Genomic DNA, 25,468 nt, shown 5'->3' with positions numbered 1-25,468 from the left:
CCCCGGGGCGGTCAGGAGCGCTAGCGTGCGTGCCCATGTCATCCCGATCACCCCGAGGGGGTTCCATGAGCCTGTCGCGACGGAGTCTGCTGGCCGCCGGAGGGGCCGTCGGGGCGGTGGCGGCCACCGCGTCCACCGCCGCGGCCGCAGCCGCCCCCACCTCCGCGTCCGCCTCCGCCCCCGGCCACTCCCCCGCCTCCGGCCACGGCCGCGTGCGGACCGGCTTCGAGCGGCTCGCGGCGGACGGGTACGCCCTGCTGGCCGGCGAGCGGGTCGGCGTCGTCACCAACCCGACCGGCATCACCGCCGACGCCCGGCACGTCGTGGACGTGATGCACGCCGACGAACGGGTCGACCTGGTCGCCGTCTTCGGCCCCGAGCACGGCTTCCGGGGCACCGCCCAGGCCGGCGGATCCGAGGGCCGGTACGACGACCCGGCGACCGGGCTGCCGGTCTACGACACGTACCTGAAGAGCGGACAGCCGCTGGCGGACGTCTTCACGGCGTCCGGGGTGGACACGGTCGTCTTCGACATCCAGGACGTCGGCGCGCGCTTCTACACGTACATCTGGACGCTGTACGACTGCATGGTGGCCGCCGCGCTCGCCGGGAAGCGGTTCGTGGTCCTCGACCGGCCGAACCCGGTCACCGGGCGGGCGGCGCTCGGCCCCGTCCTCGACCGGGCGTTCGCGACGTTCGTCGGGCGCGAGCCGATCGCGCAGGCGCACGGCATGACGGTGGCCGAGCTGGCCCTGCTCTTCAACGCGGAGTTCCTGGCGACGCCCGTGGCCCTGGAGACCGTCCGCATGACGGGGTGGCGGCGCGGCGCGTTCTTCGACGCGACCGGGCTGCCCTGGGTGCCGCCGAGCCCGAACATGCCGACGCCGGACACCGCGCTCGTCTACTCCGGCACGTGCCTCTTCGAGGGGACGAACCTGTCCGAGGGCCGGGGCACGACCCGCCCCTTCGAGCTGCTCGGCGCGGAAGGGGTCGACCGGCGGTGGGCGGAGGCGGCGAACGCCCTCGGCCTGCCCGGAGTCCGCTTCCGCGAGGCGTACTTCGCCCCGACCTTCTCCAAGTTCCAGGGGAAGACCGTGGGCGGGGTGCAGCTGCACGTCGACGACCGGGACTCCTTCGACCCGGTACGGACCGGGGTCGGGCTCCTGGTCACCGCCCGGAGCTCGTGGCCGGGCTTCGCCTGGCGCCCGGACAACTGGATCGACAAGCTGACCGGCTCGACCCGGGTACGGACCCTGATCGACGCGGGCGCGGACACCGACGAGGTCGTCGGAGCGTGGGAGGCGGACCTGGCGGCCTTCCGGGCGGTGCGGCGGGAGCATCTGCTCTACCGCTGACGGGGGTTGACCCCCGGTTCACGGGGGTCAACCCCCCTGTCGGCACGGGGGCGGGCGGGATGTCCCCCGGGGCGTCCCGCCGACGAGGCTTGCCCCATGAACCTCAGGAACCTCAGGAAGCTCTCCTTACGGCGCCGCTCCTCCCGCGGCGGCCCGGTCCTCGTCGGGGTGCTGGTCGCCGCCTGCCTCGGCGCCCTGACGCCCGCCGCCGGTGCGGCCGGCCGGCCCGCCCCCGACCCCGCCCGGGAACTCGCCCGCTCCGCCCACCCCCTGACCGACCTGCGCCCGCTCGACCGGATGATCGGCTCGGCCAAGGTCGTCGGCATCGGCGAGGCCACCCACAGCTCGGGCGAGTTCTTCGAGACCAAGCACCGGATCTTCGAGCACCTCGTGGAGGAGCGGGGCTTCACCACCTTCGCCCTGGAGGCCAACTGGTCGACCGGGCTCCTCGTCGACGAGTGGGTCCGCACCGGGCGGGGCGACATCCGCGCGATCATGCGGGACGAGTTCCAGGAGTCGTACCGCCTCTGGAACACCGAGGAGTACCTCGACCTGTTCCAGTGGATGCGGAAGTACAACCGGCTCCACCCCGGGCACCAGGTCCGCTTCATGGGCAACGACCTCGGCTACGCCGGGCCGAACCTCTTCGACGCCGTCACCTCGTACGTGGCCCGCACGCGTCCCGCGCTCCTCCCCCGCTTCCGGGAGCTGTACCGGGCGTCGCGGCCCTCCGGCGGGGTCGAGCCCTGGATGAAGGCGTACCTGGTCAAGCCGCGCCCCGAGCGGCAGCGGATGTCCGCCGACGTGAACCGGGCGCTCGCGCTCCTGGAGGAGCAGGCGCCCGGCACGGGCCCGGGGGCGCGGGAGGCGCACGTCTGGGCGGTGCAGCACGCGCGTGCCATCGCCCAGGTCGGCACCGAGTTCTCGTACGACATCCTGTCGGAGACGGGCGTCGCCGAGGCGATGCTCTACCGGGACCGCGTCATGGCGGAGAACACCGTGTGGTGGCAGCGGCAGACCGGCGACCGGATCGTGCTCTCGGCGCACAACGGGCACGTCGGGTACGTGACACCGAAGCCGGACCAGTACCCGCGGCTCCAGGGCGCCTTCCTGCGGGACCTCCTCGGCAAGGACTACGTGAGCGTCGGCGCGACCTTCGGGCAGGGCTCGTTCAACGCGCACGACACCGAGGCTCCGGGCGAGCCGCTGCGGGCCTTCACCGTCGGCCCCCTCGGCCCCGACAGCCACTCCGCCACCCTGGACCGGGTCTCCCCCGGCGCCTTCTACCTGGACCTGCGCCGGACGACCCCGGCGGCACGCAACTGGCTCGCCGTGCCCCGGCCGGTCCGGCACATCGGGACGGCGTACCCCTGGCCGGGCGATGTCGTGACCCTTCGGCTCCCCGCCTCGTACGACCTGCTGATCCACTTCCCGCGGGTCTCGGCGGCGCGGCTGCGCTGACGGCGCGGGTGCGCCGGCCGCGTGACCACACGCCGGCTGCGTGACCACGCGGCCGGCGCTGACGGCGCGCCAGGAGGGCGGCCCCGGCACGTCTGGACGGGTCCCCGCGCGGGCATGCTGGCCGTGGAGCCGCTGCCCGCGCACCCGCGCGCCCTCGGCGCGGCGGCCACCTCGACGTGGAGGGACGGTCGGGCCGTGACCGGGATGAGTGTGGAACCGTACCGGGAGATCACCTTCGACAAGGACGGCGACGGGCCGGCGGGACAGTCCGCGGCCCTCGCGGCACTGGCCCGGCAGGGGGTGACGGACCTGGTGCTGCTCGCGCACGGGTGGAACAGCTCCCCGTCCGGAGCCACCCGCCTCTGCTCGGACTTCTTCGCCCCCTTCCCCGGGCTTTTCGGGCCCGGGGTCGAGGCCGGGTACGCGGGGGTGATCTGGCCCTCGATGATGTTCACGGACGAGCCGGTGCCCGACTACCGGGCGCTCGTGACGGTCCTCCCGGAGAAGGAGCCGGTCCTCGGGCGGCTCGCCGAGCTGCTGGCGCTCGCTCCGGCGGACGAGGCCGCGTTCGCCGAGTTCGGGGAGCTCCTGAGGGAGCTGACCGGCGTGTCCGGGGGCGCGGAGGGCGTCTCCGGGGTCGCGGAGCCCGTGCCGGAGTTCCTGGTGGCGGATCCGGTGGCGGTGTGCGCCCTGTTCACCGAGGCCCTGGAGGGCCGCGGTGCGGAGGAGGGCTTCGGGGAGGGGCTCAAGCGGTACTGGAAGGGGGCCAGGGAGGCGCTGCGGCAGGCCACGTACTACGTGATGAAGCGGCGGGCGGGCCGGGTCGGCGAGTTCGGGCTCGGGCCGCTGCTCGGCGAGGTCGCCCGCACGGCCCCCGGTCTGCGCGTCCACCTCGTGGGGCACAGCATGGGCGCCCGGCTCGTGGCGTACGCGCTGCGGGGCCTTCCGGAGGGGGCGCGGCCGGTGGCCTCCGTGACCCTGCTTCAGGGCGCCTTCTCGCACTACGCCTTCGCCGCCCGGCTGCCGCACGACCCCCGGCGGTCCGGTGCGCTGCGGGACATGCAGCGCCGGGTGCGCGGTCCGGTGGTGGCCTGCTACTCGCGGCACGACACGGCGCTCGGGGTGATGTACCCGCTGGCGTCCCGCCTCGCGGGCGACTCCGAGTCGCTGGCCGGTCCGGCGGGCGGTCGTACGGCCGGTCCGGCGGGTGGTCCGGCGGCCGTTCCGGCAGGCGGTGCATCGGGGAGTCCGGCAGGCGGTCCGTCGGTCGGCCTGCTCGGCTCGGACGACCCGCGCTGGGGCGCGATCGGGCACGACGGCGTCCAGGCGGTGCCGGGGACGGCGCGGCGGACCGTGGCGGACGTGCCGTACGAGGGCGTGCCCGGCTCGGGGTGCGTGAACGTGGACGCGGCGGAGGTGGTCCGCTCGCACACCGACATCCGCCGTCCCGAGCTGGCCCGGGTGGTGGTGTCGGCGGCCCGGGCGGGCCGCCCGTAGCCCCGTCGAACGCGCACGCGATCCCTTCGCACGCGCACGCGACCCCGTCGGACGCGCACGTCGACCTCATCGGACGCGCGCGTTCCGCTGGGTTTCGATGATCCCTTCCGCCCCGTTGATGGGTGCCATCCGAATTTCGATGGAACACGGCGGGCCACTCGTTCGTCCCTCTGATACCGCGGTAGGACCAGCGACGGAGGTGGCGAGAGATGGCCGGTTTCCGGAGTCTCGCGAGACAGGTGCGTGATCCCGGGTGCGACACGGCGCTGCGCAGGTACTCGCTGCGCAAGTGTCTGGAGCGCTTCGCGCCCTACGGGCACAGGGCGACCTGGGACCATCTGTGCCGCAGGCACAGGTTCGGTCCCGAGGACCGGGAGCTCGATCCGGGGCGGCTCGTGGCCGCTCTCGACGAGCTGGAGGAGGCGCGGGCCGTGTGGCTCGCGTACGAGGAGCAGTTCGCCGCCCGGCGGCGGCGCGAGAAGCACGACGGGCTGCGCGGGCTCGGCGCGGTCGACGACTGGCACCGGCGCGTCTGGGGCGGCAACGGGGTGGTGCGGTGCGGCGACCCGGCGGTGCACCCGTCGGACCCGCTGCCGGAGGTGCTGCGCCGGCTGATCGCCGCCCTGGAGGACGGCCCGGGCGAGCGCTGTCCGGTGTGCGCGGGGCCGCGGATCGAGTGGCGGGCGGGGCCGGGGGACACGTACGAGCCGTGGCTCGGTCCGGTGTGCGGGGACTGCGGCGTGGGCGTCCCGCGCGCGGTGCTGACGTCGGGCGCGCTGGCCCGCGCCCGCGGGGAGCGGCGCCGGCCGCTGGCTCCGGCGGCGTGAGCACGGAAGAGGCCGCGCTTCAGGTGTGCCTCAACGGGTCACGGGGGCCGGGGGCCGCGGCCGGGGTGCCGATGTGGCCGATGTCGCCGGAGTCGATGGCCGAGGCCGCGGCCCTGGCGGTGGCGGCGGGCGCGCGGGACGTGCGGGTGCACCCGCGGACGCCCTGCGGTGCGGAGTCCCTCTCGCCGCGGGTGCTCGCGCCGGTCCTGACGGCGGTCAGGGCGGCCGTCGCCGTGCCCGTGGGGGTGACGGCGAGTGCGTCCGCCGAGCCCGATCCCGGGCGCCGGGTCGAGCGGGTGCGTTCCTGGGCCGTCCTCCCGGAACCGCCGGACCACGCCTCGGTCGACTGGCACGAGCCGGGCGCGGAGGAGGTGGCGGCGGCGCTCCTGGAGCGCGGAGTCGGCGTCGAGGCCGGAGTGCGGTCGGGCACGGACGGCCCGGCGCGGTTCGCGCGCTCGCCCCTGGCGGCCCGCGTGCTGCGGGTCCGCGCGGAGGTCGCCGACCCGGACCCGGCGACGGCCGTGGCCACGGCCCGGGCCCTGCTCGACGGCCTCGGCGTCCCGTCCGGGCCGCCGGTCCTGCTCCACGGCGTGGACGGCGGTACGTGGCCGGTGCTGCGCCTGGCCCGCCGCCTCGGGCTCGGCACCCGGATCGGACTGTCCGACACCCTGCTCCTGCCGGACGGCACCCGCGCCCGCTCCCCCGCCGAACTGGTCACGGCGGCACTCGCCCCGGACACCCCCTAGGTCTCGTCGGCGGGCCGGCGGACCGGGAGGAGTCGGGAGCCGGACATCCGCTCGCCGAAGACGTCGTCGGGGTTGGAGAGGACGCAGGTCTCCAGGGACAGGCAGCCGCAGCCGATGCAGTCCGTCAGGTGGTCGCGCAGCCGGCCCAGCTGTGTGATGCGCGCGTCGAGTTCCGTGCGCCAGGCCGCCGAGAGCTGCGCCCAGTCCTCGTTCGTGGGGGTGCGCTCCTCGGGGAGCCGGGCGAGCGCGTCGCGGATCGTGGCGAGGGGGATGCCGACGCGCTGCGCGGCCCGGACGAAGGCGACCCGGCGCAGGGTGTCGCGGCCGTAGCGGCGCTGGTTGCCCGTGGTGCGGCGGCTGTTGATGAGCCCTTTGGCCTCGTAGAAGTGCAGGGCGGAGACGGCGGCCCCGCTACGGGCGGAGAGCTGGCCGACGGTGAGCTCGTGGATCTTCTCTGGAATCTGCGGCACTCCGCGACCCTACTGGCCCTTCAGGGGCGGCCGTTGACACCGGCCGTCGTACCCCACATGCTGAGCAAGCGCTTAGATACCAAGCGGTATGTCGTACGAGAAGGGACGAGGAACATGGCCGAGCCGAGGATCTTCACCTCCGCCGAGGAGCTGCGCGCGGGGGTCGGCGAGCAGTTGGGGTACAGCGACTGGCTGGAGATCGACCAGAAGCGCATCGACCTCTTCGCCGAGGCCACCGGCGACCACCAGTGGATCCACGTCGACCCGGAGCGCGCCGCCGACGGCCCGTTCGGCGCGACGATCGCGCACGGCTATCTGACGCTGTCGCTGCTGCCGCTGTTCGTCCCGCAGGTCCTGCGGGTCGAGGGCATGAAGATGGGCCTCAACTACGGCACCGAGAAGGTGCGGTTCCCGTCCCCCGTACCGGTCGGCTCGCGGCTGCGCGCCACGGCCGTCCTCACGAAGGTCGAGGAGGCCGGCGGCGGCGTGCAGGTGACGGCGGCGGTGACCGTGGAGCGCGAGGGCGCCGACAAGCCGGTCTGCTTCGCCGAGTCGGTCTCCCGCTACTACTTCTGAACCCCGACCATCCTCAGCACGAGGTCGGCGTAGAGCGCGCCGACCTCGTCGGGCGTCCGGCGGCCCTGGGTGTTGAACCAGCGCGAGACGTCGATGCAGAGGGAGAGCACCGCGACCGTGGTGCCGGGCACGTCCGGCACCACGAACTCGCCCGCCGCGACGCCCTCGTCGATGATCCGCCGCACCGCGGCGTCGGACTGCCTGCGCAGCTCCACGATCTCGGCGCGGTGCTCGGGGCCCAGGGCGTCGAGCTCGTACTGCACGACCCGCGCGGTCGTGTGGCGCTCGGCGTGCCAGCGGACGAAGGAGTGCACGGCGTCGGCGAGCCGCTCGGCGGCCGTGCCGTCGCCGTCGGCCGCGGCCCGGAGGATCTCCAGGGCCTTGTCGTGGCCGATGCGGCTGATCCGGTGGAGCAGCTCTTCCTTGGTCTTGTAGTGGATGTAGAGCGCGGCCGGGCTCATGCCGGCGCGGCCCGCGATGTCCCGGGTGGTGGTGGCGTGGTAGCCGCGCTCGGCGAACGCCTCGACGGCGGCCACCAGCAGTCGCCGGGCCGCCTCGGGCGTGACCTCGCCCCAGGGCATGTCCTCGCCCCCGGGCGTCTCCTCCGCCGCGCTCATCCCACACTCCCTCTCGGACCCCGTCAGGACGAACACCATACAACGAGGGTGAGCAAGCGCTTAGAGATCGGCGGCTCGGAGATCGATCGCTCAGAGCTTCTGGAAGGGGTCGTGCTCGGCGAGGAGCTTCTCCAGGCGGGCCTGGTCGACGCGGCTGACGATCTGGCCGGCCTCCTGGCGGTCGCGGACGACCTTGGCGAGCGTGAAGGCCGAGGTCGTGAGGTAGAGGACCGCGACGGCGAGGAAGGCCCGCACCCAGGCGCTGGCCTCCAGCTGGAAGATCCCGATGGCCACGGCCGCGAGGGCGATCCCGAAGGAGAGGACGGCCTGCGCGTAGTAGGCCGCGGTGTTCTGCTGCTTGACCGGTGTGTCGCTCATGCCGACAGCATCCGACGGATGTGGCGGGCGCCACATCCGTCCGCGTACTCAGCGGGGTACCGCGAGGTACTCAGATGTCGGTTCGCATGCCGCTTCCGTCGTCCGTTCAGTCGTCAGAAGGCCGAGACCCCCGTCAGCGCCCGTCCGATGATGAGCTTCTGGATCTGGCTGGTGCCCTCGTACAGGGTCATGACGCGCGCGTCGCGGAGCAGCTTGCCGACCGGGTACTCGTCGATGTAGCCGTAACCGCCGAAGACCTGGAGGGCGTTGTTCGCCGCACGCACGGCGGCCTCGGAGGCGTACAGCTTCGCCTTGGAGGCGGCGGTGGCGAAGTCCCGGCCCCGGTCGATCAGGTCGGCGACCCGCCAGGTGAGCAGCCGGGCGGCGTCGACGTCCACGGCGATGTCGGTGATCAGCTCCTGGACGAGCTGGTACGAGGCGATGGGCTTGCCGAACTGCTCGCGCTCCCCCGCGTAGCGCACGGCGGCGTCGAGCGCGGCCTGCGCGATGCCGACGCAGCCGGCCGCGACGGACATGCGGCCCTTGGCGAGGGCGGACATGGCGACGGTGAAGCCCTTGCCCTCGGGGCCGAGCATCGCGGCGGCCGGGACGCGGACGTCCTCCAGGACCAGTTCGGCGGTGGCCTGGCCGCGCAGGCCGAGCTTGCCGTGGACGGCGCGGCGGGTGAGGCCGGGGGTGTCCGTGGGGACGAGGAAGGCGGAGACGCCCTTGTGTCCCGGGGTGTCATTGGTGCGGGCGAAGAGCAGGACGACATCGGCCCAGGTGCCGTTGGTGATGAACATCTTGGTGCCGTTCACGACGTAGTCGTCGCCGTCGCGGACCGCGCGGGTGGTGAGGTTCCCGGCGTCGGATCCGGTGCCCGGCTCGGTGAGGCCGAAGCAGCCGAGCGCCTCGCCGGCGGCGAGCCGGGGCAGCCAGGCCCGCTTCTGCTCCTCGGTGCCCCAGGCGGCGAGGGTCTTGGCGACCAGGCCGAGGGAGACGGAGACGATGCCGCGCACGGAGGAGTCGCCGCGGCCGAGCTCCTCGGTGACGAGGCAGTACGCGAGGTGGTCGCCGCCCGAACCTCCGTACTCCTCCGGGAGGGTGAGCCCGAGGAAGCCGACGGCGCCGAGCTTCTTCACGATCGCCCGGTCCACCTCCTCGGCGCGGTCCCACGCGACGGCGTGCGGGGTGACCTCGCGCGCGACGAAGTCCTCGGCGAGCCGCCGTACGGCTTCCTGCTCCTCGCTCAGTTCCAGATTCATGCGGTGCCACCCCACTCGGCCATTTAATTACCACTGCTAGTTTTTGCGGTGCGGGCCTACTATGTGCGCCATGGCCCGACCGCGCAAGCCCCTGCTCAGCCGAGACCGCATCGTGGAGACGGCGGGTGCGCTCGTGGACGCGGAGGGGCTCGCCGCGCTCTCCACCCGGCGGCTCGCGGCCGAACTCGGGGTGAGCGGCCCCTCGCTCTACAACCACTTCCGCACGAAGGACGAGATCCTCGACGCGATCGCGGACGCGGTGAGCGCGAAGATCGACCTGTCGATGTTCGAGGAGACCGACGGCCGCGACTGGCGCACGGCGCTGCACGACTGGGCGGTCTCCTACCGCGCGGCCCTCGCCGACCACCCGCACATCGTCCCGGTCCTCGCCCAGGGCCCCGGCCGCCGCCCGGCGGGCCTGCGCGTCGCCGACGCGGTCTTCGGCGCGATGGTCCGGGCGGGCTGGCCGCCGGCCCAGGCCACCTCCATCGGCGCGCTGATGCGGTACTTCGTCACCGGCTCCGCCCTCGGCTCCTTCGCCCGCGGCTTCGTCGACGACGAGACGGCCTACGACCCGGCCGACTACCCGCACCTCGGTCAGGCCCACCTCCTTGCCGAGCACCGCCAGAAGGTCGACGAGCGCGCCTTCGAGACGGGCCTGCGCGCCCTGCTCGACGGGCTGCGGATCCAGTACGAGTCCCTGGTGCGGTCCGGGACGGCAGGCGACGTTTCGGCGACCGCCGAACGGTGAGTGCGGGACCCTGGGGCCATGGCAGCCAGTGATCTCGCCGCGCTCGCGGCGCTCTTCGCGGACGAGAGCCGCGCCGCGTTCCTGCTCGCCCTGCTCGACGGACGGGCCTGGACGGCCGGGGAGCTCGCCCGTCACGCGGGCGTGGCCCCGTCCACCGCCAGCGAGCACCTCGGCAAGCTCGTCGCGGGCGGGGTGCTCACGGAGGAACGGCAGGGCAGGCACCGGTACGTCCGCCTGGCCGACCCGGGGATCGCGCACCTCGTCGAGGACCTGGCCGCCCGGTCGGAGCCCCGGGTGGCGGCGCCGGCCCGCTCACTGCGGGCCGCGAGCGCCGGGCAGGCCATGGCCAGGGGGCGGACCTGCTACGACCACCTCGCCGGGCGGCTCGGGATCACGATCACCGAGGCGATGACCGCGCGCGGACTACTGCGCCAGGACACCGGGTTCGCGCTCACGGACCGGGGCGTGGCGTGGTTCGAGGAGCTGGGCGTCCCCCTCGTCCGCACGGGGCGGCGGCCCGTCGCGCGCGGCTGCCTCGACTGGACCGAGCGCCGGCCGCACCTCGCGGGGACCGCGGGCGCCGCGCTCTGCCGCCACGCGCTGGACACCGGGTGGTGCGTGCGGATCGGGTCCGAGCGGGCCGTGAAGGTGACGGCGGAGGGCGAGTCCGCGCTGTACGAGTCGCTGGGCATCGCCCCGACGACCCTGCGCTGAGCCGGGCGGGCCCGGCTCCGGCGGCCCTGCGCCTTGCCCTGCCCGCCCGGCTCCCACGGCCCTGCGCCTTGCCCTGCCCGCCCGGCTCCCACGGCCCTGCGCCTTGCCCTGCCCGCCCGGCTCCCACGGCCCTGCGTCGGGCCGGGCGGGCCCGGCCGTCGCCCACCCTCCGATATTGCGGTGAGCGCCGAACCGTCCGCGCCCTACGGTCGAGCCATGCAGAACCGAACCTCGCGCCTCGCGCTCGCCGCCGCCGGTGTCACCGTCGTCCTCTGGGCCTCCGCCTTCGTCTCCATCCGCAGTGCCGGGGCGGCCTACTCCCCCGGCGCGCTCGCCCTCGGGCGGCTCCTCGCCGGGGCCCTCGTCCTCGGCTGCGTCCTCCTGATCCGGCGGGAGGGGCTGCCTCCACGGGCGGCCTGGCGCGGGATCCTGATCTCGGGGCTGCTCTGGTTCGGCGTCTACATGGTGGTCCTCAACTGGGGCGAGCAGGAGGTCGACGCGGGTACGGCGGCGATGGTGGTGAACATCGGGCCGATCCTGATCGCGCTGCTCGGCGCGCGGTTCCTGAAGGAGTCGCTGCCGCCCCGGCTGATCGCGGGCATGGCCGTCTCCTTCGCCGGCGCGGTGGCCGTGGGCCTCTCCATGTCAGCCGGGTCTTCCGGGTCCGGCTCGCACGCCTCGGTGCTGGGCGTGCTGCTCTGCCTGGTCGCGGCGGCGGCGTACGCGGGCGGGGTCGTGGCCCAGAAGCCGGCGCTCGCGCACGGCAGCGCGCTCCAGGTGACGACCTTCGGCTGTCTGGTGGGCGCGGTGGCCTGTCTGCCGTTCGCCGGGCAGCTCGTCGAGGAGGCGGGCCGGGCCCCGCTGTCGGCGACCCTGAACATGCTCTACCTGGGGGTGTTCCCGACCGCGCTCGCCTTCACGACCTGGGCGTACGCCCTGGCCCGTACGACCGCGGGCCGGATGGGCGCGACGACGTACGCCGTACCCGCCCTCGTCGTCCTCCTCGCCTGGGCCCTCCTCGGCGAGCTGCCGGGGCCGCTCACGCTCGCCGGGGGCGCGCTCTGCCTGGCGGGCGTGGCCGTGTCGCGTTCCCGGTCGCGCGCGGCCACCGCTCCCGGAACGGCCGAATCCACCTGACAGGTCATGGCCATGGTTCCGGTCACTTCGCGGGCGGGTTCCGCTCCTCGCCCGCCCGCGACCTGGGGAGGAGGTGCCCGTCAAGCTCCGTTTCCGGCCTGAGGCGCCGGACGGCACGTTTCGCCGCCGCCCGGCCGGATAGTTTCGAAACGGTCACAGGCGCGAGCCGGAACATTACGCTCCGGCGCCTTCTCGCAAGCCCAGGGGGAGCACATGGCGATTCAACAGCGGGCGGAACGGACGAGACAGGAGATCCTGTCGGCCGCCGCGCGAGTCTTCGACGGACTCGGCTACGAACGTGCGTCGCTCGCCAGGATCGCCGGCGAGGCCCGGGTGACCACCGGAGCCCTCGTCTTCCACTTCGCGACCAAGGCGGACCTGGCGACCGCCGTACGGGGCCGGGCCCGGGCGGTCACCCGGACCACGGTCGAGTCGGCCTGCCTGTCCACGGAGGGCGTGGGCGGCACCGCGATCGACAAGCTGGTGCTCACCACGCACGCGCTGATCCGGCTCTTCGAGACCGACCACGCGGCGCGGGCGGGCGAGCGGCTGGCCCGCGAGCTGGACGCCACCGGCCCCTTACCGTCGTCCGGGGACTGTCCCTGGCGGCGTGAGGTCGCCCGCCTCGCCCGGTACGCCGCCGCGGAGCAGGCGTTACGCCCCGGGGTGGACGCGACGGCGGTGGCGGCCCTGATCGGTTACGTGATCACCGGCGTGGAGCTGGAGATGCGCTCGCCGAGCGCGGCGGCCGACGACGAGACCTGGCCGCCGACCGGGACCGGCGCCATCCTCGGACCGGCGGAGGAACGCCTGCGCCGCATCTGGGAGTTGATCCTGCCGGGCCTGGTCCACCCGGCCACCCGGCGGCCCCGGCCCACGAAGGCGACCGTCAAGACGATCGCCACGACGACGTTCCCGGCGCCGACGGCGTTCCCGTCCACGGCCGCCGCCCAGGTCACGGCTTCCGCGCCGCTCACGGCTTCCGTACCGGCCACGACATCAGCACCGCTCACGGCCGCCGCGCCGGCCATGACGTCCGCGCCGCTCACCGCTTCCGTCCCGGCCACGACGTCCGCGCCGCTCACCGCAGCCGCGCCGGCCCCGGCCGCCGCCCCCGCCGCGGCTTCCGCCCCGGCCTCGGCCTCCGCACCCGCCGCGCGTTCGGCCCAGGAGCCCGGCACCTCGACCGCGATGCCCTAGGGCCTGTCCGGCGGAGGACGTCACACCGTCAGTTCCCGTGCCCCGAGCGCAGCAGCTGGCGGGCGAAGGCCGTCAGCGAGCGGCCGATCCGTTCGGTGGACAGGCCGAGTTCGTGCCGCTGGAACTGGAAGAGCTCCGGCGCGAGCGGGCTGAGCGCGATGTCGATCATCGGGTCCGGGTCCTCGACCCCGTGGTCGACGAGCAGCGTACGGACGTGCACGCGCCAGAATCCGTACGCGCCCGTCCTGAAGCGCGCGGCCCCGGTCTCCGCCCCCAGCGCCAACGGCAGATGACGTTCCAGCAGGTCGAGCATGGCGAGGTAGAACGCCGCGAGCCGCTCCCCCGCGGGCGCCCCGGGGCCGAGCGGCGGCGGTCCGTAGATCAGCTGGCCCTGGAGCCGGCGCTCGTGCTCGTCGAGGAGCGCGACGGCGACGGAGGCCGGGTCGGGGAAGCTCCGGTAGAGCGTGGCGCGGCCCACGCCGGCCGCCTTGGCGATCCGGTCCATGGTGACCGACCGGGGGTCCTGCTCGGCGAAGAGCTGCTCGGCGGCGGCCAGGATCTGGGCACGGTTCCGCTCCGCGTCCGCGCGTCTGCGCGGCGCGACCGGCTGTTCGTCCGCCGCCTGCAGATCGCCGAGGAGCCCGCCGACCCGGTGCACGGAGGAGGCTCCACGACCTCGCTGCTCGTCGTCGCTCATGGACCAGACCTTACTTCCCCGAGGAATAAGTGGACACCTTGTCCGCTTGGACTCTCCCGTGGCATGCTAAACGGACTCAGTGTCCACTTACCGCTCCCCATCCCGCCCCAGGGAGATCCAGATGCACACCGCGCTCCTCGCCGCGGCCCTGCTGGTCGGCTGCCTCCTGGCCGTCCAGGCCTCGGTGAACCTCCAGCTCAACTCCGCCGTCGGCACCCCGTACGGCGCCTCGACCATCCAGCTCGGCGTCGCGACCGGGCTCCTCACCGTGCTCGCGGTGGCGGCCGGAGCGCTCGGCGCGCTCGGCAAACTGCCCGACGTGGAGCCCTGGCAGCTGCTCGGCGGGCTGGCCAGTCCGCTCTACATCACCAGCGGCATCCTGCTGTTCCCCCGGCTCGGCGCCCTCGCCGCCGTCGGGCTCTTCGTCACCGGCCAGATGTTCTCCTCGCTCGCCCTCGACCTCTTCGGGCTCCTGGGCCTCGAACAGCAGGACCTCAACCCCGGGATCGTCATCGGCGCCCTCGCCGTGCTCGCGGGCATCGTCGTGATCATCCGGGGCATGAAGGCGGCGGCCCCTCCCGGCGCCCCCAAGATGTCGAGCGCCGGTCGCGCCGGCTGGCTCGCGCTCGGTGTCCTCGCCGGAGCCGTCCTGCCGGTGCAGGGCGCGGTCAACGCCCAGCTCCGCGCCCAGCTGAAGGAGCCCATCACCGTCGCCGTGATCAGCTTCGCGGTGGCGACCTTCACGATCGCCGTCGTCCTGCTGGTGCTCTACGTGACCCGTCGCACGCCGAAGCCGAAGATCGCCCCGCTGAAGAAGATGCCCTGGTGGGGCTGGCTCGGTGGCGCGTGCGCCGCCGCCTACGTCACCGGCACCTTCCTGCTCATGCCCACCATCGGCGCGGCGGTGACCATCGCCCTCACCGTGACGGGGCAGCAGCTCACCTCGGCGCTGATCGACCACAAGGGCCTGTTCAAGCTCCCGCAGCGCTCCCTGACGAAGCCGCGCGCCCTGGGCCTCGTCCTGCTGATCGCCGGCTCCCTGACCATCCAGCTCGTCTGACCGCCCGACCGAGGGATGTGCCATGAAAGCCTCCTACACCGCCGGGCCGGACATCCACGTCCTCCCCTCGGCGCTGCCCATACCCGGCCTCGGCGACCAGCCGGTCAACGCCTTTCTCGTACGGTCCGACACGCCGTTCCTCGTGGACACGGGCATGCCCGTCGACCGGGAGGGCTTCCTGGAATCCCTCTGGTCGCTGATCGACCCGGCCGAGCTGCGCTGGATCGTCGTCACCCACGACGACCGCGACCACACCGGCGCCCTGGCCCGGATCCTGGAGGCCGCGCCGCGCGCGAAGGTGCTGACCAACGCGATATCACTGACGCGAATATCGGAAGAGTTCTCCATTCCCCAGGAACGGGTGGTGACGGCGAACCCCGGAAGTCGCGTGAAGATCGGCGACCGAGAGCTGAGTTTTCACCGGCCGCCCACCTTCGATTCACCCGGGACACTCGCCGTGTTCGACCATTCCGACGGCACGCTCTACAGCTCCGACAGCTTCGGGACCGTGGTCGAGGAAATAACCCAGGACTTCGCCGATCTCAGCAAGGCGGAATTCTTCGAGGGGTTCGACGTCCTGAACCGGGCCATCGCCCCGTGGACCGCGCTGGTCGACGAGGAGAAGTTCCTCCGGCCCGTACGCGAACTGGCCGCACTGCGTCCCGCGCGACTGCTCAGCGCCCACGGGCCGACCGTCCGCGAGGACGCGGTGCCCCGGCTCTTCGACGCCATCGCCCGCATCCCCTCCCTGCCCGCCTGGCTCCCCGGCGCCGACCTCGACCTCGAGGCGGCGCTCGACGCCCACGAGTCCCCCGCCGGCTGAGCCCCGCCCGACCGCTTCCCGAACCGAGGAGAACCATGTCCGACCCCACCCGCCCCGACCCGACCACCGTCGACCTGACCCCGCCGCGCGGAGTCGTCACCGTCTTCTCCGACATCTGGTGCTCCTTCGCCCACATCGCCATCCACCGGCTGCACGCCACCCGCGCCCGGCTCGGCCTGGCGGAGCAGGTCTCCTTCGACCTGCGGGCCTTCCCGCTGGAACTGCTCAACGAGGCCCCGAGCCCGCGCCCCGGCACCGACAGCGAGGTCGCCCGGATGGCCAGCCTGGAGCCGGCCGCCGGCTGGCAGCTGTGGCAGGCCAAGGACTGGTCCTACCCGTCGACGACGCTGCCGGCCCTGGAGGCCGTCCTCGCCGCGAAGGAGCAGAGCCTGCACGCCTCGGAGCAGCTCGACCTCGGGCTGCGCCGGGCCTTCTGGGCCGAGTCGCGCACCATCAGCCACCGCAAGGTGATCCTCGACGTGGCCAGGGACACCGGCGCGGTCGACGTCGACGCCCTCGCCGAGGCGCTGGACGACGGCCGGGCGCGCCGGACGCTCTCCGACCACGCCGCCGTGTCCCGTACGGACCGGGTGAACTGCAGCCCGCACCTGTTCCTGTCCGACGGCTCCGACTACGCCAACCCGGGCATCGACGTGGGCTGGGAGGGCGGCTACGGCATCGGCTGGCCGGTCATCAACTCGGACGACCCGAAGGTGTTCGAGGACATCCTGCTGCGGGCCGCCACCGAATAGTTGAATTCGCAGCGAAGAGCTGCCTAATCTTCGGAACGACGGCCGGGCATTCCCTTTAGCGGAATGCCCGGCCGTCGTTCCTTTTTTTTGTCCGTAGAACATCGCGGTGATTATTAATTGCGTGACCCGGCCGTTATTCGCAAGGGCGCTCGAAGCTCCTAAAGTCGTTCCCGCCGCCGGAATTCCGGAAGCAGATCCGTATCGACACGGGAGTTCTTCATGTCGTTGACCGACAAGGCAGACGTCAGCACCTTCGTCGACCTCACGCAGCACGAGATCGAAGCGCTGAAGACCCGGTTCAACCTTGCCGACGCGCACACGCACCAGCGGCAGTCCGCCTCCCAGGAGGCGATCGTGCGGCGGCTGCCCGACCTCTGGCACGAGTCCGAGTCGAAGCAGCAGGCCCACTTCGAGCGCCAGTTCATCGACGCCTTCTTCCGCCTGCACCAGCAGCCCACCGCCCGGGCGATGGACCGCACGCTCCTGTCGTACTCCGCCAGCGTCTCGACCATGGTCGCCGGCATGTTCCTCAAGCAGCGCGGCAAGTCGGTGCAGCTGGTGGAGCCCTGCTTCGACAACCTCGTCGACCTGCTGCGCAACATGCAGGTGCCGATCTCCCCGCTCGCGGAGTCCGCGCTGCACGACAAGGACTCGATCTACGAGCGGCTCGTCGAGCAGGTCGACGCGGACGCCCTCTACCTCGTCGACCCGAACAACCCCACCGGCTTCACGCTGCTCGCCGAGAAGCTGGAGGGCTTCCGGGAGGTCGTCCGCTACTGCGTGGACCACGACAAGGTCCTCGTCATGGACTTCTGCTTCGCCTCCTTCGCGCTCTGCGACGAGGGCGTCGGCCGGGTCGACATCTACAAGCTCCTGGAGGAGTCCGGCGTCACGTACATGGTCATGGAGGACACCGGGAAGACCTGGCCGATCCAGGACGCCAAGTGCGCCATGATCACCGCCAGTCGGGACATCCAGGAGGAGGTCTACAACCTCCACACGAGCGTCCTCCTGAACGTCTCGCCCTTCGTCCTCAACATGGTCACGCAGTACGTCGAGGACTCCATCACCGACGGCTTCGCCTCCGTGCGCGACATCATCAAGACCAACGGCGACGCCGCCCGCGCCGCCCTCAGCGGCACGATCCTGGAGTTCCAGGAGCCGGTCGTCGGCACCAGCGTCGCCTGGTTCCGGATCACCGCCGAGCACCTGACCGCCACCCAGCTCCAGGCCGTCCTCTTCGACGAGGAGGTGTACGTCCTGCCGGGCACCTTCTTCTACTGGAACACCAAGTCGAAGGGCGAGCGGTTCGTCCGCCTCGCCCTGGCCCGCGAGCCCGAGGTGTTCGCCGGCGCCATGGAGCGGATGCGGAAGGTGCTCGAGCGCTATGCCGGCTGACGACACCGCCGTGGTGTTCATCGACGCCACGCTCTTCATGGGCATGCACAGCGAGGACGACGCCGTCCGCGTCGCCTCGAAGGCCTTCTTCGCGGACCGCCTCGCCGCGGGAACCGCCGGCCGGGTCGTCATGAGCTGGGAGCAGGTCGGCCGCTGCGACGACCTCGTGTGGGCGTACGACCGAGGGGTCCAGGACGACTACTACCCCTTCATGGACGTCCTCCACACGGACCTCGCCATCGACCGGATCGCCTACGACGAGGCGGACGTCCGCCGGGCCTTCACCGCACCCGGGCTCGACGGCCTCCCCACGCACGAACGCCTGCTGCTCGCCCAGGTCATCGGCCGAGGGGGCACGCTGCACACCGCGAGCCCCCGGCTCCTCGGGACCGCCGGACTCCCCGTCGTACCGATCGCCCGGGCCGGCGCGCCCGCGCCGGTCGAGGAGCCGACGTTCCCCCCGTACCTGGAGGACCTCTACCGGCGCTCGCTGGTCCTGACGGTCGCCTCCCAAGACCTCTGACACATCCTCCGAAGGGCACCCCTGTCATGCCTGGCACCTACTCCGGGACCATCGTCCCGCTGATCACCCCCCTCGACGAGAACGGCACCGTCGACGAGCAGAGCGTCGCCCGCCTCATCGGCCACATCCGCACCGAGGTCACCGCGCTCATGCCGGCCCTGACCTCCGGCGAGGGCTGGAAGCTCGACGCGCGGCAGTGGCAGGACGTGGTCACGTACACCGTGAAGCACGCCGACGGCCTGCCCGTCCTCGCCGGGATCCAGCTCCCGGACACCGACTCGGTGATCGACCGGGCCCGCACGGCCGTCGCGCTCGGCGCCGACGCCGTCGTCGTCACCACGCCGTTCGGCGCGGACGTGACGCAGGACCGGATCGTCGAGCACTACCGGGCCATCCGCGCCGCCGTCGACATCCCGATCTTCCTCTACAACGAGGAGGCGCTGTCGGGCAATCGGATCGAGTTCGACACGCTGCTGCGGATCTGCGAGATCCCCGGGATCGTCGGCATCAAGGAGTCCAGCGGCGACGCCGCGTTCACCCGGAGGATGGCCGAGGCGAAGACCGGTATACCGGTCTTCGAGGGCTGGGAGAACCTCCTCGTCGACGCCCGCGGCATCGACGGCTTCATCGGCCCGCTGGCCAACATCGAACCCGCGCTCTGCAACCGGATGCTCGTCGACCCGACGCCCGAACGGCAGGCGGAGATCAACACCGTGTGCGAGCAGTACGGCGTCTTCCTCGACGACTGGTACCGCTGGGTGAAGAAGGAGCTGCACAGCCGAGGCGTGATCAGCTCCCCCACCACGCACGAGGAGGTCAAGGCGGCATGAGCGCCTCGCCCTCAGCCTCCTCCGACTTCGCACCCGCTTCCACCGGCGCCCCGGTCGTCGCGCACTCCGTCACGGCCCCCGCCGCGACCGCCCAGCGCGACCTGCACGCCTTCTACCGGCGGGTCCCCAACCTCGGCGACTACGGATCGATGGCCGCGATCGAGGAGCGGTGGATCCTGCCGGCGGCCCGCGCATACGAGGCCTCGGCGCCGCGGTTCGCGAACACCGGCGAACTGCTCGGGACGCTCACGGAGTTCCTCGCCGAGGAGGAGGCGGATCTCCCGGAGAGCGCGACCTTCCTCGCCGAGCACGCGACGCTGGAACAGTTCAAGACCGTGGTGGCGCAGTTCGCCCTCGACGGGCTCACCGAGTCCGAGTCGCTGCTCCCGGTCGTGCCCCGGCTGCCGTACCGCTCGGGCATGGCGGTCTTCCGGGTCCTCATCGACGAACTCGGCTGCGGCAACGACGAGAAGGCCCACTCCCAGCTCTACCGGGACCTGCTCACCGAGCTCGGCATGAGCACCCGGCTCGACGACTACCTCGACGGTACGAGCGCCGAGTGCTACGCCTACGTCAACATGTTCCACTGGCTGGCGAGCCGGGCGCCCTCGCCCCAGTACTTCCTGGGGGCGTACGCCTACTTCGAGACCAGCGTGCTCTACGCGTTCCAGAGCTTCGCCCGGGCGGCCCGGCGGCTCGGCATCGCCCGCGACGCCTACTACACCGAGCACCTCTACATCGACACGTACCACAGCAGTCACATGAAGACGGCGATCCGGGCGCTCGACGAGCCGGACCTCGCGAAGATCTGGGCGGGCGTGCGGCTGGCCTCGGACATCGTCGGCACGGCCACCGAGGCGGCCGTCGCGCGGGCACGGGAGACCGTCGGATGACGGCCGTGCCCGCCGGGCGCCGGCGCGCGGCCGACGAGCCCGTCGTCCGGCAGGTGACCGAGGATCTGGTCCTCGTCGAGGCCGGCGGCCGCAAGGTGCTCGCGGCCGCCGTCTGCCCCCACCGCGGGGGCCGGCTCAAGTACGGCAGGGTCGACGGGGACAGGCTGCGCATCACCTGCCCCCTGCACCACACGACCTTCGATCTGACGAGCGGCGAGCGGACCTCGGGCGCCGCCTGCGCCGCCCTCCGGGTCGTCGACGTCCTGCCCGACACCCAGGACGTCGTTCCCGGCCGCGACGACACCCCCGACCGGGGCGTCGTCACCGGGCCCGACGCCCTCCCCGGGGGCGCCCCGTGACCACCACACCGACCGGGGCGGCGTCCTACGTGACGCCGCCCCGTGCGGCGGTCGGGCACGACGGCATCGCGCCCGTGCCCGAGGCCGAACGCACCTCGTCCCCGGCCGACTTCGGCTGGATCTGGCCGTCCGCACAGTTCTCGTTCGGCACCGTCGTGCTCGGCGCGCTGCCCGTGGTCTTCGGCCTCGGCTGGTGGGCCTCGGCGAGCGCGATCGCCGTGGGCGTCGCCGTCGGTTCACTGCTGCTCGCGCCCCTCGCCCGCTTCGGCGTCCGTACCGGCGCCAACGACCCCATGGCGAGCGGGGCGCACTTCGGCGTGCGCGGCAGGATCGTCGGCAACACCATCACGGTGGTGACGGCGCTCGGCTTCTTCGCGATCGCCGTCTGGACGGGCGGCACCGCCGTCATGGTCGCGGGCCACCGGCTGCTGTCCACCCCGACGGGCCCGGGCGCGCTGACGGTCGCGATGGCCGTGACGGCGGCGGCGGTCGCGCTGGTCGCCGTGCGCGGCCACGAGACGCTCGTCCGTACGTACCGGGTGACCGCGGTCACCGGCGGGGCGGTCCTGCTCGGCACCGTGCTGGTCCTGGCCCCGCGCTTCGACGCCGGATACGCCGGCTACACGGCGCACTCCGGCGGGTCGCTCGCCCTCGGCAGCGTCCTGCACACCTGGCTGCTCGCGGCCACCGCCTCGGCGACCATGCCGCTGTCGTACGCGACCTTCCAGGGCGACTACACCCGCTTCATGCCCGCCGGCACGCCCACCGGGCGGGTCGTCCGGGCGAGCGGGATCTCCATGTTCCTCAGCAGCCTCGCGGCGCTGCTCACCGGCGCGTACGTGACGACCCTCTTCCCCGTCCCCGACGAGCCGTGGCTCCAGGGCCTGACGGACGCGGTCCCCGGCTGGTTCGCGGTGGCGGTCGTCGTCTTCGGCTTCGCGGGCACCCTGCCGCAGGCGGGACTCTGTCTGTACGCGGCCGGGCTCTCCGCCAACTCGGTGTTCTGGCGGGCCTCGCGGGCCACCGTCACCGCCGCCGTCGCCCTCCTCGCCATGGCCGTGCTCTACCTGGGGGCCGTGGTGTACGACGCGATGGACGCGATGTCGGCGTTCGTGACGCTGCTGCTCACGGTCGTCGCGCCCTGGGCGGCGGTGCTCTCCGTCGGCTACGTGCTCCACCGCGGCCGGTACGACGCGGAGGCGCTGCGCACCTTCACCACCGGCGGCGGCGGTCGCTACTGGTACGTGCACGGGATCAACCCGCGGGCCGCCGCGGCCTTCGCCGCCGGTTCGGCCGTCGGGATCCTGTGGGTCAACAACCCGCTGTACACCGGTCCGTTGACGGGACTGACGAGCGGGGTCGACCTGAGCCTGCCGGCCTCCTTCACGGTCGCCGCCGTGCTGTACGGGGTGTTGTGCCGGGTGTGGCCGGAGCCCCTGCTGCCGCCCTTCCCCGACCCGGGAAGGGCCACCGCCCCCACCCGAGGAGACTCATGACCACGCTCCGGCTCACGGTCCGCTCGGTCGTCCGCGAGGCCGAGGGCGTCCTCGGGCTGCTGCTCGCCGACCCCGCGGGCGCGGCGCTGCCGCCGTGGGAGCCCGGCGCGCACCTGGAGGTGACGCTGCCGTCCGGTGCGGTCCGGCACTACTCGCTGTGCGGCGACCCGGCGGACCGGAGCACGTACCGGCTCGGGGTGCTGCGCGAGCCCGCCGGGCGGGGCGGCTCCGAGGAGGTCCACACGTCGGTCGGCGAGGGCACGGTCCTCGGGGTCCGGGGCCCGTTCAACCGCTTCCCGCTCGTGCCCGCCGAGCGGCATCTGTTCATCGCCGGCGGCATCGGCATCACCCCGCTGCTGCCGATGGTCCGCTCGCTGCCGCCGGGGTCGTGGTCCCTGCTGTACGGGGGCCGGAGCCTCGCGGCGATGGCGTACCGCGACGAGCTCGCCGCGCTCCCGGGGGTCACGCTCGTCCCGCAGGACACGGCGGGACTGCCCGACCTGGACGCCGCCCTCGGCGGGCTGCCCGCCTCGACGGCCGTGTACTGCTGCGGCCCGGAAGGGCTCCTCAGGGCGGTGGAGGAACGGTGGCCGGGGCCGCTCCACACGGAGCGGTTCGGCGCGCCGCCCGCCGGACAGGAGTCGTCCGGCGGCGCGGAGGGCTTCGACGGCTTCGACGTCGAGCTGCGCCGGAGCGGGCGGACCCTGCGGGTCGAGCCCGGCCGGACGCTGCTCGACGCCGTGCGCGAGGTGCTGCCGGGTGTCGCGTACTCCTGCGAGGAGGGCTGGTGCGGCACCTGCGAGACGAAGGTCCTCGCGGGCACGCCGGAACACCACGACTCGGTCCTGGGCGAGGAGGAGAAGGCCTCGGGGACGACGATGATGATCTGCGTGGGCCGCTCGCGCGGCGCGCGCCTCACCCTGGATCTGTGACGGACGCGGCCCGCACCGCCGCCGTCGTCGGGCGGTGCGGGCCGGGATGTCAGGGGAAGATCACCAGGGCGCGGCCGCCCTTGCCCGCGAGCATGTTGTCGAAGGCCGCAGGGATGCCGTCCAGGGTGATCCGCTCGGTGACGAGGGCGCCGAGGTCGAACCGGCCCGCCCTGATGTGCTCGGCGAGGACCGGCAGGTCCTCGGCCGGGTTCGAGTTGCCGTAGACGCAGCCGCTCAGGGTGCGGCCCCAGTGGAAGAGCTCCAGGGCGTGGAAGGTGACCTGCTGGTCCTTGCCGCCGATGCCGACGACCGTGGTGCGGCCGCCGCGGCGCGTGGAGTCCCAGGCGGTCCGGATGGTGACGGCGCGGCCGACGCACTCGACGGCCACGTCGACGCCCTGGCCGCCCGTCAGCTTCCGGATGTCCTTCGCGGTGGTCTCGGAGGCGACGACGTACTCGGTGGCGCCGGCCGCCCTCGCCAGGGCCTCCTTCTCCGGGGAGACGTCGACCGCGACGATCGTGGACGCGCCCGCGATCCGGGCGGCCTGGAGCGTGGCGAGGCCGACCCCGCCGACGCCGAACACCGCGACGGTCTCGCCCTCCCTGACCCGCGCGGAGTGGTGGACCGCGCCCCAGCCGGTGAGGACGGCGCAGCCGAGCAGGGCGGCGTCGGTGAGCGGAACGCCGTCGGGGACGGGCAGGACGCAGTTCGCGGCGACCACCGTCTCCTCGGCGAAGGCGGCGACGTTGAGTCCGGGGTGGAGCTCGGTGCCGTCCTCGGTGCGGGCGTGGATGTTCGCGACGCCGTTGAGGGCGTTCGCGCAGAGCCACACCTCGCCGAGCGAGCAGGGGTGGCAGCTGCCGCAGGACGGCGCCCAGTTGAGGACGACGCCGTCGCCGGGGGCGACGTGGGTGACGCCCTCGCCGACCGAGACGACGGTGCCGGCGCCCTCGTGGCCGAGGACGGCCGGGACGGGTACGCGCATGGTGCCGTTGGAGAGGGACAGGTCGGAGTGGCAGACCCCGGCGGCGGCGAGCCGGACCCGGACCTGGCCGGGGCCGGGTTCGGGGAGTTCGATGCCGGTGATCTCCAGGGGAGAGCCGACGGCGGGCAGGACGGCGGCGCGGATCACGCTCACGTGCGGTGCTCCTCGGGACTCGGAACTGTCATGGCTGTCATGGCTGTCATGGCTGTCAGCTGTCAGAACTGGAGGGACTTCGTCTGGAGGTACTCGGCGAGGCCGTGCGCGCCGAGCTCCCGGCCGACGCCGGACTGCTTCCAGCCGCCGAAGGGGGCGAGCGGGTTGAACCGGCCGCCGTTGATGTCGACCTGGCCGGTCTCCATGCGGCGCGCGAAGGCGACGGCCTCCTCGGGCTCGCCCCAGACGGCTCCGGCGAGGCCGTACTCGGTGCCGTTGGCGATGGCCAGGGCGTCGGCCTCGTCCTCGTACCGGATGATCGAGACGACCGGGCCGAAGATCTCCTCCCGGGCGATGGTCATGTCGGGAGTGACGTCCGCGAAGACGGTCGGGGAGACGTAGTAGCCGGTCTCGCGCGGGGCCTCGGGGCCGCCGGCGACGAGCCGGGCGCCCTCCTCGACGCCCTTCTCGATGTAGCCGCGGACGCGCTGCCGCTGCTTGGCGTTGACGAGGGGGCCGACGCGCTCGCCGGGGACGTACTTGGCGACGGCCTCGGCGGCGAGTGCCACCGCCTCCTCGTACCGCTCGGCGGGGACGAGCATCCGGGTCCAGGCGCTGCACGTCTGGCCGGAGTTGGACATGACGTTGGCGATGCCGACGGCGACGGCCTTGGGGAGGTCGGCGCTCGGCAGGATCACGTTGGCGGACTTGCCGCCGAGTTCGAGGGCGACGCGCTTGACGGCGCCGCCCGCGAGGGCGCCGATGCGGCGGCCGACGGCGGTGGAGCCGGTGAAGGAGACGAGGTCCACGTCCGGGTGTTCGGCGAGGGCCTGTCCGGCGACCGGGCCGAGGCCGGTGACCAGGTTGAAGACGCCGGCGGGCAGGCCCGCCTCGTGCACGGCCTCGGCGAAGAGCTGGGCGGTGAGCGGGGTGTCCTCGGCGGGCTTGAGGACGGTCGTGCAGCCGGCGGCGAGCGCGGGGGCGACCTTGGCGACGATCTGGTGGAGCGGGTAGTTCCAGGGGGTGATCGCGGCGACGACGCCGACCGGCTCGGCGTAGACGGTGGAGTTGCCGACCTTCTCCTCGAAGGGGTGGGTGGCGGCCAGCTCGGCGTACGTGCCGGCGACCGCGATCGGCAGGCCCGCGTGGACGGCGGCGGCGAGCTGCGGCGGGGCGCCGAGCTCGGCGGTGACGGTGGCGGCGATCTCCTCCGCGCGGGCGGCGAGCGCGTCGCGCAGGGCCGTGATGCGGGCGGCGCGCTCGGCGGGCGGGGTGGCGGCCCAGCCGGGGAGCGCGGCGCGGGCGGCGCGCACGGCGGCGTCGACGTCCTCGGCGGTGCCCGCCGGGACGTGGGCGATGACCTGCTCGTCCGCCGGGTTGATCACGGGGACGGTCTCCGTCGAGGAGGCGGGACGCCACTCCCCGCCGATGTACATCGCGTCGTGGGCCTTCATCCGCTGTCTCCTCACGTTACCGACGGGTTCGCCGCTCCGACCCAAACTAGCGCTGTTAGTTTTCCGGCGCCAGGGTCTCCCGGAGTGCCCCCGGTCTCAGTACCGGACGGAACCGATCG

The 25,468-nt window shown here is 73.3% G+C and carries 27 protein-coding genes; 20 read left to right on the top strand and 7 right to left on the bottom strand.

Annotated features, from left to right (window positions below):
* Positions 1 to 65 precede the first annotated feature (65 nt).
* The 5 genes from ACFC0G_RS26665 (at position 66) to ACFC0G_RS26645 (ending at position 5,886) form a co-directional block, all read left to right on the top strand.
* Positions 66 to 1,355 (top strand): exo-beta-N-acetylmuramidase NamZ domain-containing protein, encoded by a 1,290-nt coding sequence (locus ACFC0G_RS26665; RefSeq protein WP_376407462.1) that lies wholly within the window; start codon positions 66 to 68, stop codon positions 1,353 to 1,355.
* Positions 1,356 to 1,451: 96 nt separating this feature from the next.
* Positions 1,452 to 2,816 (top strand): erythromycin esterase family protein, encoded by a 1,365-nt coding sequence (locus ACFC0G_RS26660; RefSeq protein ID WP_376407460.1) that lies wholly within the window; start codon positions 1,452 to 1,454, stop codon positions 2,814 to 2,816.
* 204 nt (positions 2,817 to 3,020) lie between these two features.
* On the top strand, positions 3,021 to 4,313 hold the full coding sequence (locus tag ACFC0G_RS26655; protein ID WP_376407625.1) for a serine-threonine protein kinase: 1,293 nt from the start codon (positions 3,021 to 3,023) through the stop codon (positions 4,311 to 4,313).
* A 209-nt stretch (positions 4,314 to 4,522) separates the two neighbouring features.
* On the top strand, positions 4,523 to 5,140 hold the full coding sequence (locus tag ACFC0G_RS26650; RefSeq protein WP_376407458.1) for a hypothetical protein: 618 nt from the start codon (positions 4,523 to 4,525) through the stop codon (positions 5,138 to 5,140).
* A 71-nt stretch (positions 5,141 to 5,211) separates the two neighbouring features.
* Entirely contained in the window at positions 5,212 to 5,886 is a 675-nt protein-coding gene (locus ACFC0G_RS26645) for a 3-keto-5-aminohexanoate cleavage protein (RefSeq protein WP_376407623.1), read from the top strand.
* Here ACFC0G_RS26645 and soxR read toward each other — a convergent pair.
* Positions 5,883 to 6,356: a redox-sensitive transcriptional activator SoxR gene (gene soxR, locus ACFC0G_RS26640; RefSeq protein WP_376407456.1), complete on the bottom strand. Its 474-nt coding sequence runs from the start codon at positions 6,354 to 6,356 to the stop codon at positions 5,883 to 5,885. The genes ACFC0G_RS26645 and soxR overlap by 4 nt on opposite strands.
* A 114-nt stretch (positions 6,357 to 6,470) precedes the next feature.
* Here soxR and ACFC0G_RS26635 point away from each other — a divergent pair, with 114 nt between their 5' ends.
* Complete coding sequence (locus ACFC0G_RS26635; protein ID WP_376407454.1) at positions 6,471 to 6,932, top strand: MaoC family dehydratase; 462 nt, start codon at positions 6,471 to 6,473, stop codon at positions 6,930 to 6,932.
* Here the strand turns inward: ACFC0G_RS26635 and ACFC0G_RS26630 are convergent.
* The 3 genes from ACFC0G_RS26630 to ACFC0G_RS26620 form a co-directional block, all read right to left on the bottom strand.
* Positions 6,923 to 7,549, bottom strand: coding sequence for a TetR/AcrR family transcriptional regulator (locus ACFC0G_RS26630; RefSeq protein WP_125749469.1), 627 nt, complete (start codon positions 7,547 to 7,549; stop codon positions 6,923 to 6,925). The genes ACFC0G_RS26635 and ACFC0G_RS26630 overlap by 10 nt on opposite strands.
* A gap of 90 nt (positions 7,550 to 7,639) precedes the next feature.
* The gene (locus ACFC0G_RS26625) at positions 7,640 to 7,927 is read right to left on the bottom strand and encodes a YiaA/YiaB family inner membrane protein (RefSeq protein WP_376407451.1); all 288 of its coding nucleotides are present in this window, start codon (positions 7,925 to 7,927) and stop codon (positions 7,640 to 7,642) included.
* A gap of 113 nt (positions 7,928 to 8,040) precedes the next feature.
* Positions 8,041 to 9,192, bottom strand: a complete 1,152-nt coding sequence (locus ACFC0G_RS26620) for an acyl-CoA dehydrogenase family protein (protein WP_376407450.1) — start codon at positions 9,190 to 9,192, stop codon at positions 8,041 to 8,043.
* 70 nt (positions 9,193 to 9,262) lie between these two features.
* On the opposite strand from ACFC0G_RS26620, the gene ACFC0G_RS26615 reads away from it, so the two are divergent.
* The 4 genes from ACFC0G_RS26615 (at position 9,263) to ACFC0G_RS26600 (ending at position 12,994) form a co-directional block, all read left to right on the top strand.
* Positions 9,263 to 9,943 (top strand): TetR/AcrR family transcriptional regulator, encoded by a 681-nt coding sequence (locus ACFC0G_RS26615; RefSeq protein WP_376407448.1) that lies wholly within the window; start codon positions 9,263 to 9,265, stop codon positions 9,941 to 9,943.
* 18 nt (positions 9,944 to 9,961) lie between these two features.
* Positions 9,962 to 10,657 (top strand): ArsR/SmtB family transcription factor, encoded by a 696-nt coding sequence (locus ACFC0G_RS26610; protein ID WP_376407446.1) that lies wholly within the window; start codon positions 9,962 to 9,964, stop codon positions 10,655 to 10,657.
* 216 nt (positions 10,658 to 10,873) lie between these two features.
* The gene (locus tag ACFC0G_RS26605; protein ID WP_376407444.1) at positions 10,874 to 11,794 is read left to right on the top strand and encodes a DMT family transporter; all 921 of its coding nucleotides are present in this window, start codon (positions 10,874 to 10,876) and stop codon (positions 11,792 to 11,794) included.
* Positions 11,795 to 12,007: 213 nt separating this feature from the next.
* Positions 12,008 to 12,994 (top strand): TetR family transcriptional regulator, encoded by a 987-nt coding sequence (locus ACFC0G_RS26600; RefSeq protein WP_376407442.1) that lies wholly within the window; start codon positions 12,008 to 12,010, stop codon positions 12,992 to 12,994.
* A 28-nt stretch (positions 12,995 to 13,022) separates the two neighbouring features.
* Here the strand turns inward: ACFC0G_RS26600 and ACFC0G_RS26595 are convergent, their stop codons facing one another.
* Complete coding sequence (locus tag ACFC0G_RS26595) at positions 13,023 to 13,691, bottom strand: TetR/AcrR family transcriptional regulator (RefSeq protein WP_376407440.1); 669 nt, start codon at positions 13,689 to 13,691, stop codon at positions 13,023 to 13,025.
* 121 nt (positions 13,692 to 13,812) lie between these two features.
* Between ACFC0G_RS26595 and ACFC0G_RS26590 the strand changes: the two genes are divergently transcribed.
* The 10 genes from ACFC0G_RS26590 to ACFC0G_RS26545 all read left to right on the top strand — a co-directional run bounded on the left by ACFC0G_RS26590 (position 13,813) and on the right by ACFC0G_RS26545 (position 22,757).
* Positions 13,813 to 14,751 (top strand): DMT family transporter, encoded by a 939-nt coding sequence (locus tag ACFC0G_RS26590; protein ID WP_376407438.1) that lies wholly within the window; start codon positions 13,813 to 13,815, stop codon positions 14,749 to 14,751.
* Positions 14,752 to 14,773: 22 nt separating this feature from the next.
* Positions 14,774 to 15,574, top strand: a complete 801-nt coding sequence (locus ACFC0G_RS26585; protein ID WP_376407436.1) for an MBL fold metallo-hydrolase — start codon at positions 14,774 to 14,776, stop codon at positions 15,572 to 15,574.
* A gap of 35 nt (positions 15,575 to 15,609) precedes the next feature.
* On the top strand, positions 15,610 to 16,326 hold the full coding sequence (locus ACFC0G_RS26580; protein ID WP_376407434.1) for a DsbA family protein: 717 nt from the start codon (positions 15,610 to 15,612) through the stop codon (positions 16,324 to 16,326).
* A 219-nt stretch (positions 16,327 to 16,545) separates the two neighbouring features.
* Positions 16,546 to 17,724, top strand: a complete 1,179-nt coding sequence (locus ACFC0G_RS26575) for a pyridoxal phosphate-dependent aminotransferase (RefSeq protein WP_376407433.1) — start codon at positions 16,546 to 16,548, stop codon at positions 17,722 to 17,724.
* Entirely contained in the window at positions 17,714 to 18,247 is a 534-nt protein-coding gene (locus tag ACFC0G_RS26570) for a DUF6190 family protein (RefSeq protein WP_376407431.1), read from the top strand. Before ACFC0G_RS26575 ends, ACFC0G_RS26570 begins: the two co-directional genes overlap by 11 nt.
* Before the next feature lie 26 nt (positions 18,248 to 18,273).
* Entirely contained in the window at positions 18,274 to 19,077 is an 804-nt protein-coding gene (locus ACFC0G_RS26565; RefSeq protein ID WP_376407429.1) for a dihydrodipicolinate synthase family protein, read from the top strand.
* Positions 19,074 to 19,970, top strand: coding sequence for an iron-containing redox enzyme family protein (locus tag ACFC0G_RS26560; protein WP_376407427.1), 897 nt, complete (start codon positions 19,074 to 19,076; stop codon positions 19,968 to 19,970). The genes ACFC0G_RS26565 and ACFC0G_RS26560 overlap by 4 nt, the downstream gene beginning before the upstream one ends.
* Positions 19,967 to 20,329: a Rieske (2Fe-2S) protein gene (locus tag ACFC0G_RS26555; RefSeq protein WP_376407425.1), complete on the top strand. Its 363-nt coding sequence runs from the start codon at positions 19,967 to 19,969 to the stop codon at positions 20,327 to 20,329. The genes ACFC0G_RS26560 and ACFC0G_RS26555 overlap by 4 nt, the downstream gene beginning before the upstream one ends.
* Positions 20,326 to 21,825, top strand: a complete 1,500-nt coding sequence (locus tag ACFC0G_RS26550; protein WP_376407423.1) for a purine-cytosine permease family protein — start codon at positions 20,326 to 20,328, stop codon at positions 21,823 to 21,825. Before ACFC0G_RS26555 ends, ACFC0G_RS26550 begins: the two co-directional genes overlap by 4 nt.
* A complete protein-coding gene (locus tag ACFC0G_RS26545) occupies positions 21,822 to 22,757 on the top strand; it encodes a PDR/VanB family oxidoreductase (protein ID WP_376407421.1) in 936 nt (311 codons plus the stop codon). Before ACFC0G_RS26550 ends, ACFC0G_RS26545 begins: the two co-directional genes overlap by 4 nt.
* Before the next feature lie 49 nt (positions 22,758 to 22,806).
* On the opposite strand, the gene ACFC0G_RS26540 is transcribed toward ACFC0G_RS26545, so the two are convergent.
* Both ACFC0G_RS26540 and ACFC0G_RS26535 read right to left on the bottom strand, forming a co-directional pair.
* Positions 22,807 to 23,889 carry a Zn-dependent alcohol dehydrogenase gene (locus ACFC0G_RS26540; RefSeq protein ID WP_376407621.1) on the bottom strand — a complete coding sequence of 361 codons (1,083 nt, stop codon included), beginning with the start codon at positions 23,887 to 23,889 and terminating at the stop codon, positions 22,807 to 22,809.
* Between the two features lie 68 nt (positions 23,890 to 23,957).
* Complete coding sequence (locus ACFC0G_RS26535; RefSeq protein ID WP_376407419.1) at positions 23,958 to 25,349, bottom strand: aldehyde dehydrogenase family protein; 1,392 nt, start codon at positions 25,347 to 25,349, stop codon at positions 23,958 to 23,960.
* Between the last annotated feature and the right edge of the window lie 119 nt (positions 25,350 to 25,468).

This window comes from Streptomyces sp. NPDC056169, assembly GCF_042268445.1.
Taxonomy (GTDB): Bacteria; Actinomycetota; Actinomycetes; order Streptomycetales; family Streptomycetaceae; genus Streptomyces.
The sequence above is the reverse complement of the archived record's forward strand: the minus strand, read 5'-3'. Positions and strand labels throughout refer to the sequence as shown.

Excerpts from the sequence above, each read along its gene's own strand:
- ACFC0G_RS26665 (WP_376407462.1), top strand. The coding sequence starts at position 66 with ATGAGCCTGTCGCGACGGAGTCTGCTGGCCGCCGGAGGGGCCGTCGGG.
- ACFC0G_RS26660 (WP_376407460.1), top strand. The coding sequence starts at position 1,452 with ATGAACCTCAGGAACCTCAGGAAGCTCTCCTTACGGCGCCGCTCCTCC.
- ACFC0G_RS26655 (WP_376407625.1), top strand. The coding sequence starts at position 3,021 with ATGAGTGTGGAACCGTACCGGGAGATCACCTTCGACAAGGACGGCGAC.
- ACFC0G_RS26650 (WP_376407458.1), top strand. The coding sequence starts at position 4,523 with ATGGCCGGTTTCCGGAGTCTCGCGAGACAGGTGCGTGATCCCGGGTGC.
- ACFC0G_RS26645 (WP_376407623.1), top strand. The coding sequence starts at position 5,212 with ATGTGGCCGATGTCGCCGGAGTCGATGGCCGAGGCCGCGGCCCTGGCG.
- ACFC0G_RS26635 (WP_376407454.1), top strand. The coding sequence starts at position 6,471 with ATGGCCGAGCCGAGGATCTTCACCTCCGCCGAGGAGCTGCGCGCGGGG.
- ACFC0G_RS26630 (WP_125749469.1), bottom strand. The coding sequence starts at position 7,549 with ATGAGCGCGGCGGAGGAGACGCCCGGGGGCGAGGACATGCCCTGGGGC.
- ACFC0G_RS26625 (WP_376407451.1), bottom strand. The coding sequence starts at position 7,927 with ATGAGCGACACACCGGTCAAGCAGCAGAACACCGCGGCCTACTACGCG.
- ACFC0G_RS26620 (WP_376407450.1), bottom strand. The coding sequence starts at position 9,192 with ATGAATCTGGAACTGAGCGAGGAGCAGGAAGCCGTACGGCGGCTCGCC.
- ACFC0G_RS26615 (WP_376407448.1), top strand. The coding sequence starts at position 9,263 with ATGGCCCGACCGCGCAAGCCCCTGCTCAGCCGAGACCGCATCGTGGAG.
- ACFC0G_RS26610 (WP_376407446.1), top strand. The coding sequence starts at position 9,962 with ATGGCAGCCAGTGATCTCGCCGCGCTCGCGGCGCTCTTCGCGGACGAG.
- ACFC0G_RS26605 (WP_376407444.1), top strand. The coding sequence starts at position 10,874 with ATGCAGAACCGAACCTCGCGCCTCGCGCTCGCCGCCGCCGGTGTCACC.
- ACFC0G_RS26600 (WP_376407442.1), top strand. The coding sequence starts at position 12,008 with ATGGCGATTCAACAGCGGGCGGAACGGACGAGACAGGAGATCCTGTCG.
- ACFC0G_RS26595 (WP_376407440.1), bottom strand. The coding sequence starts at position 13,691 with ATGAGCGACGACGAGCAGCGAGGTCGTGGAGCCTCCTCCGTGCACCGG.
- ACFC0G_RS26590 (WP_376407438.1), top strand. The coding sequence starts at position 13,813 with ATGCACACCGCGCTCCTCGCCGCGGCCCTGCTGGTCGGCTGCCTCCTG.
- ACFC0G_RS26585 (WP_376407436.1), top strand. The coding sequence starts at position 14,774 with ATGAAAGCCTCCTACACCGCCGGGCCGGACATCCACGTCCTCCCCTCG.
- ACFC0G_RS26580 (WP_376407434.1), top strand. The coding sequence starts at position 15,610 with ATGTCCGACCCCACCCGCCCCGACCCGACCACCGTCGACCTGACCCCG.
- ACFC0G_RS26575 (WP_376407433.1), top strand. The coding sequence starts at position 16,546 with ATGTCGTTGACCGACAAGGCAGACGTCAGCACCTTCGTCGACCTCACG.
- ACFC0G_RS26570 (WP_376407431.1), top strand. The coding sequence starts at position 17,714 with ATGCCGGCTGACGACACCGCCGTGGTGTTCATCGACGCCACGCTCTTC.
- ACFC0G_RS26565 (WP_376407429.1), top strand. The coding sequence starts at position 18,274 with ATGCCTGGCACCTACTCCGGGACCATCGTCCCGCTGATCACCCCCCTC.
- ACFC0G_RS26560 (WP_376407427.1), top strand. The coding sequence starts at position 19,074 with ATGAGCGCCTCGCCCTCAGCCTCCTCCGACTTCGCACCCGCTTCCACC.
- ACFC0G_RS26555 (WP_376407425.1), top strand. The coding sequence starts at position 19,967 with ATGACGGCCGTGCCCGCCGGGCGCCGGCGCGCGGCCGACGAGCCCGTC.
- ACFC0G_RS26545 (WP_376407421.1), top strand. The coding sequence starts at position 21,822 with ATGACCACGCTCCGGCTCACGGTCCGCTCGGTCGTCCGCGAGGCCGAG.
- ACFC0G_RS26535 (WP_376407419.1), bottom strand. The coding sequence starts at position 25,349 with ATGAAGGCCCACGACGCGATGTACATCGGCGGGGAGTGGCGTCCCGCC.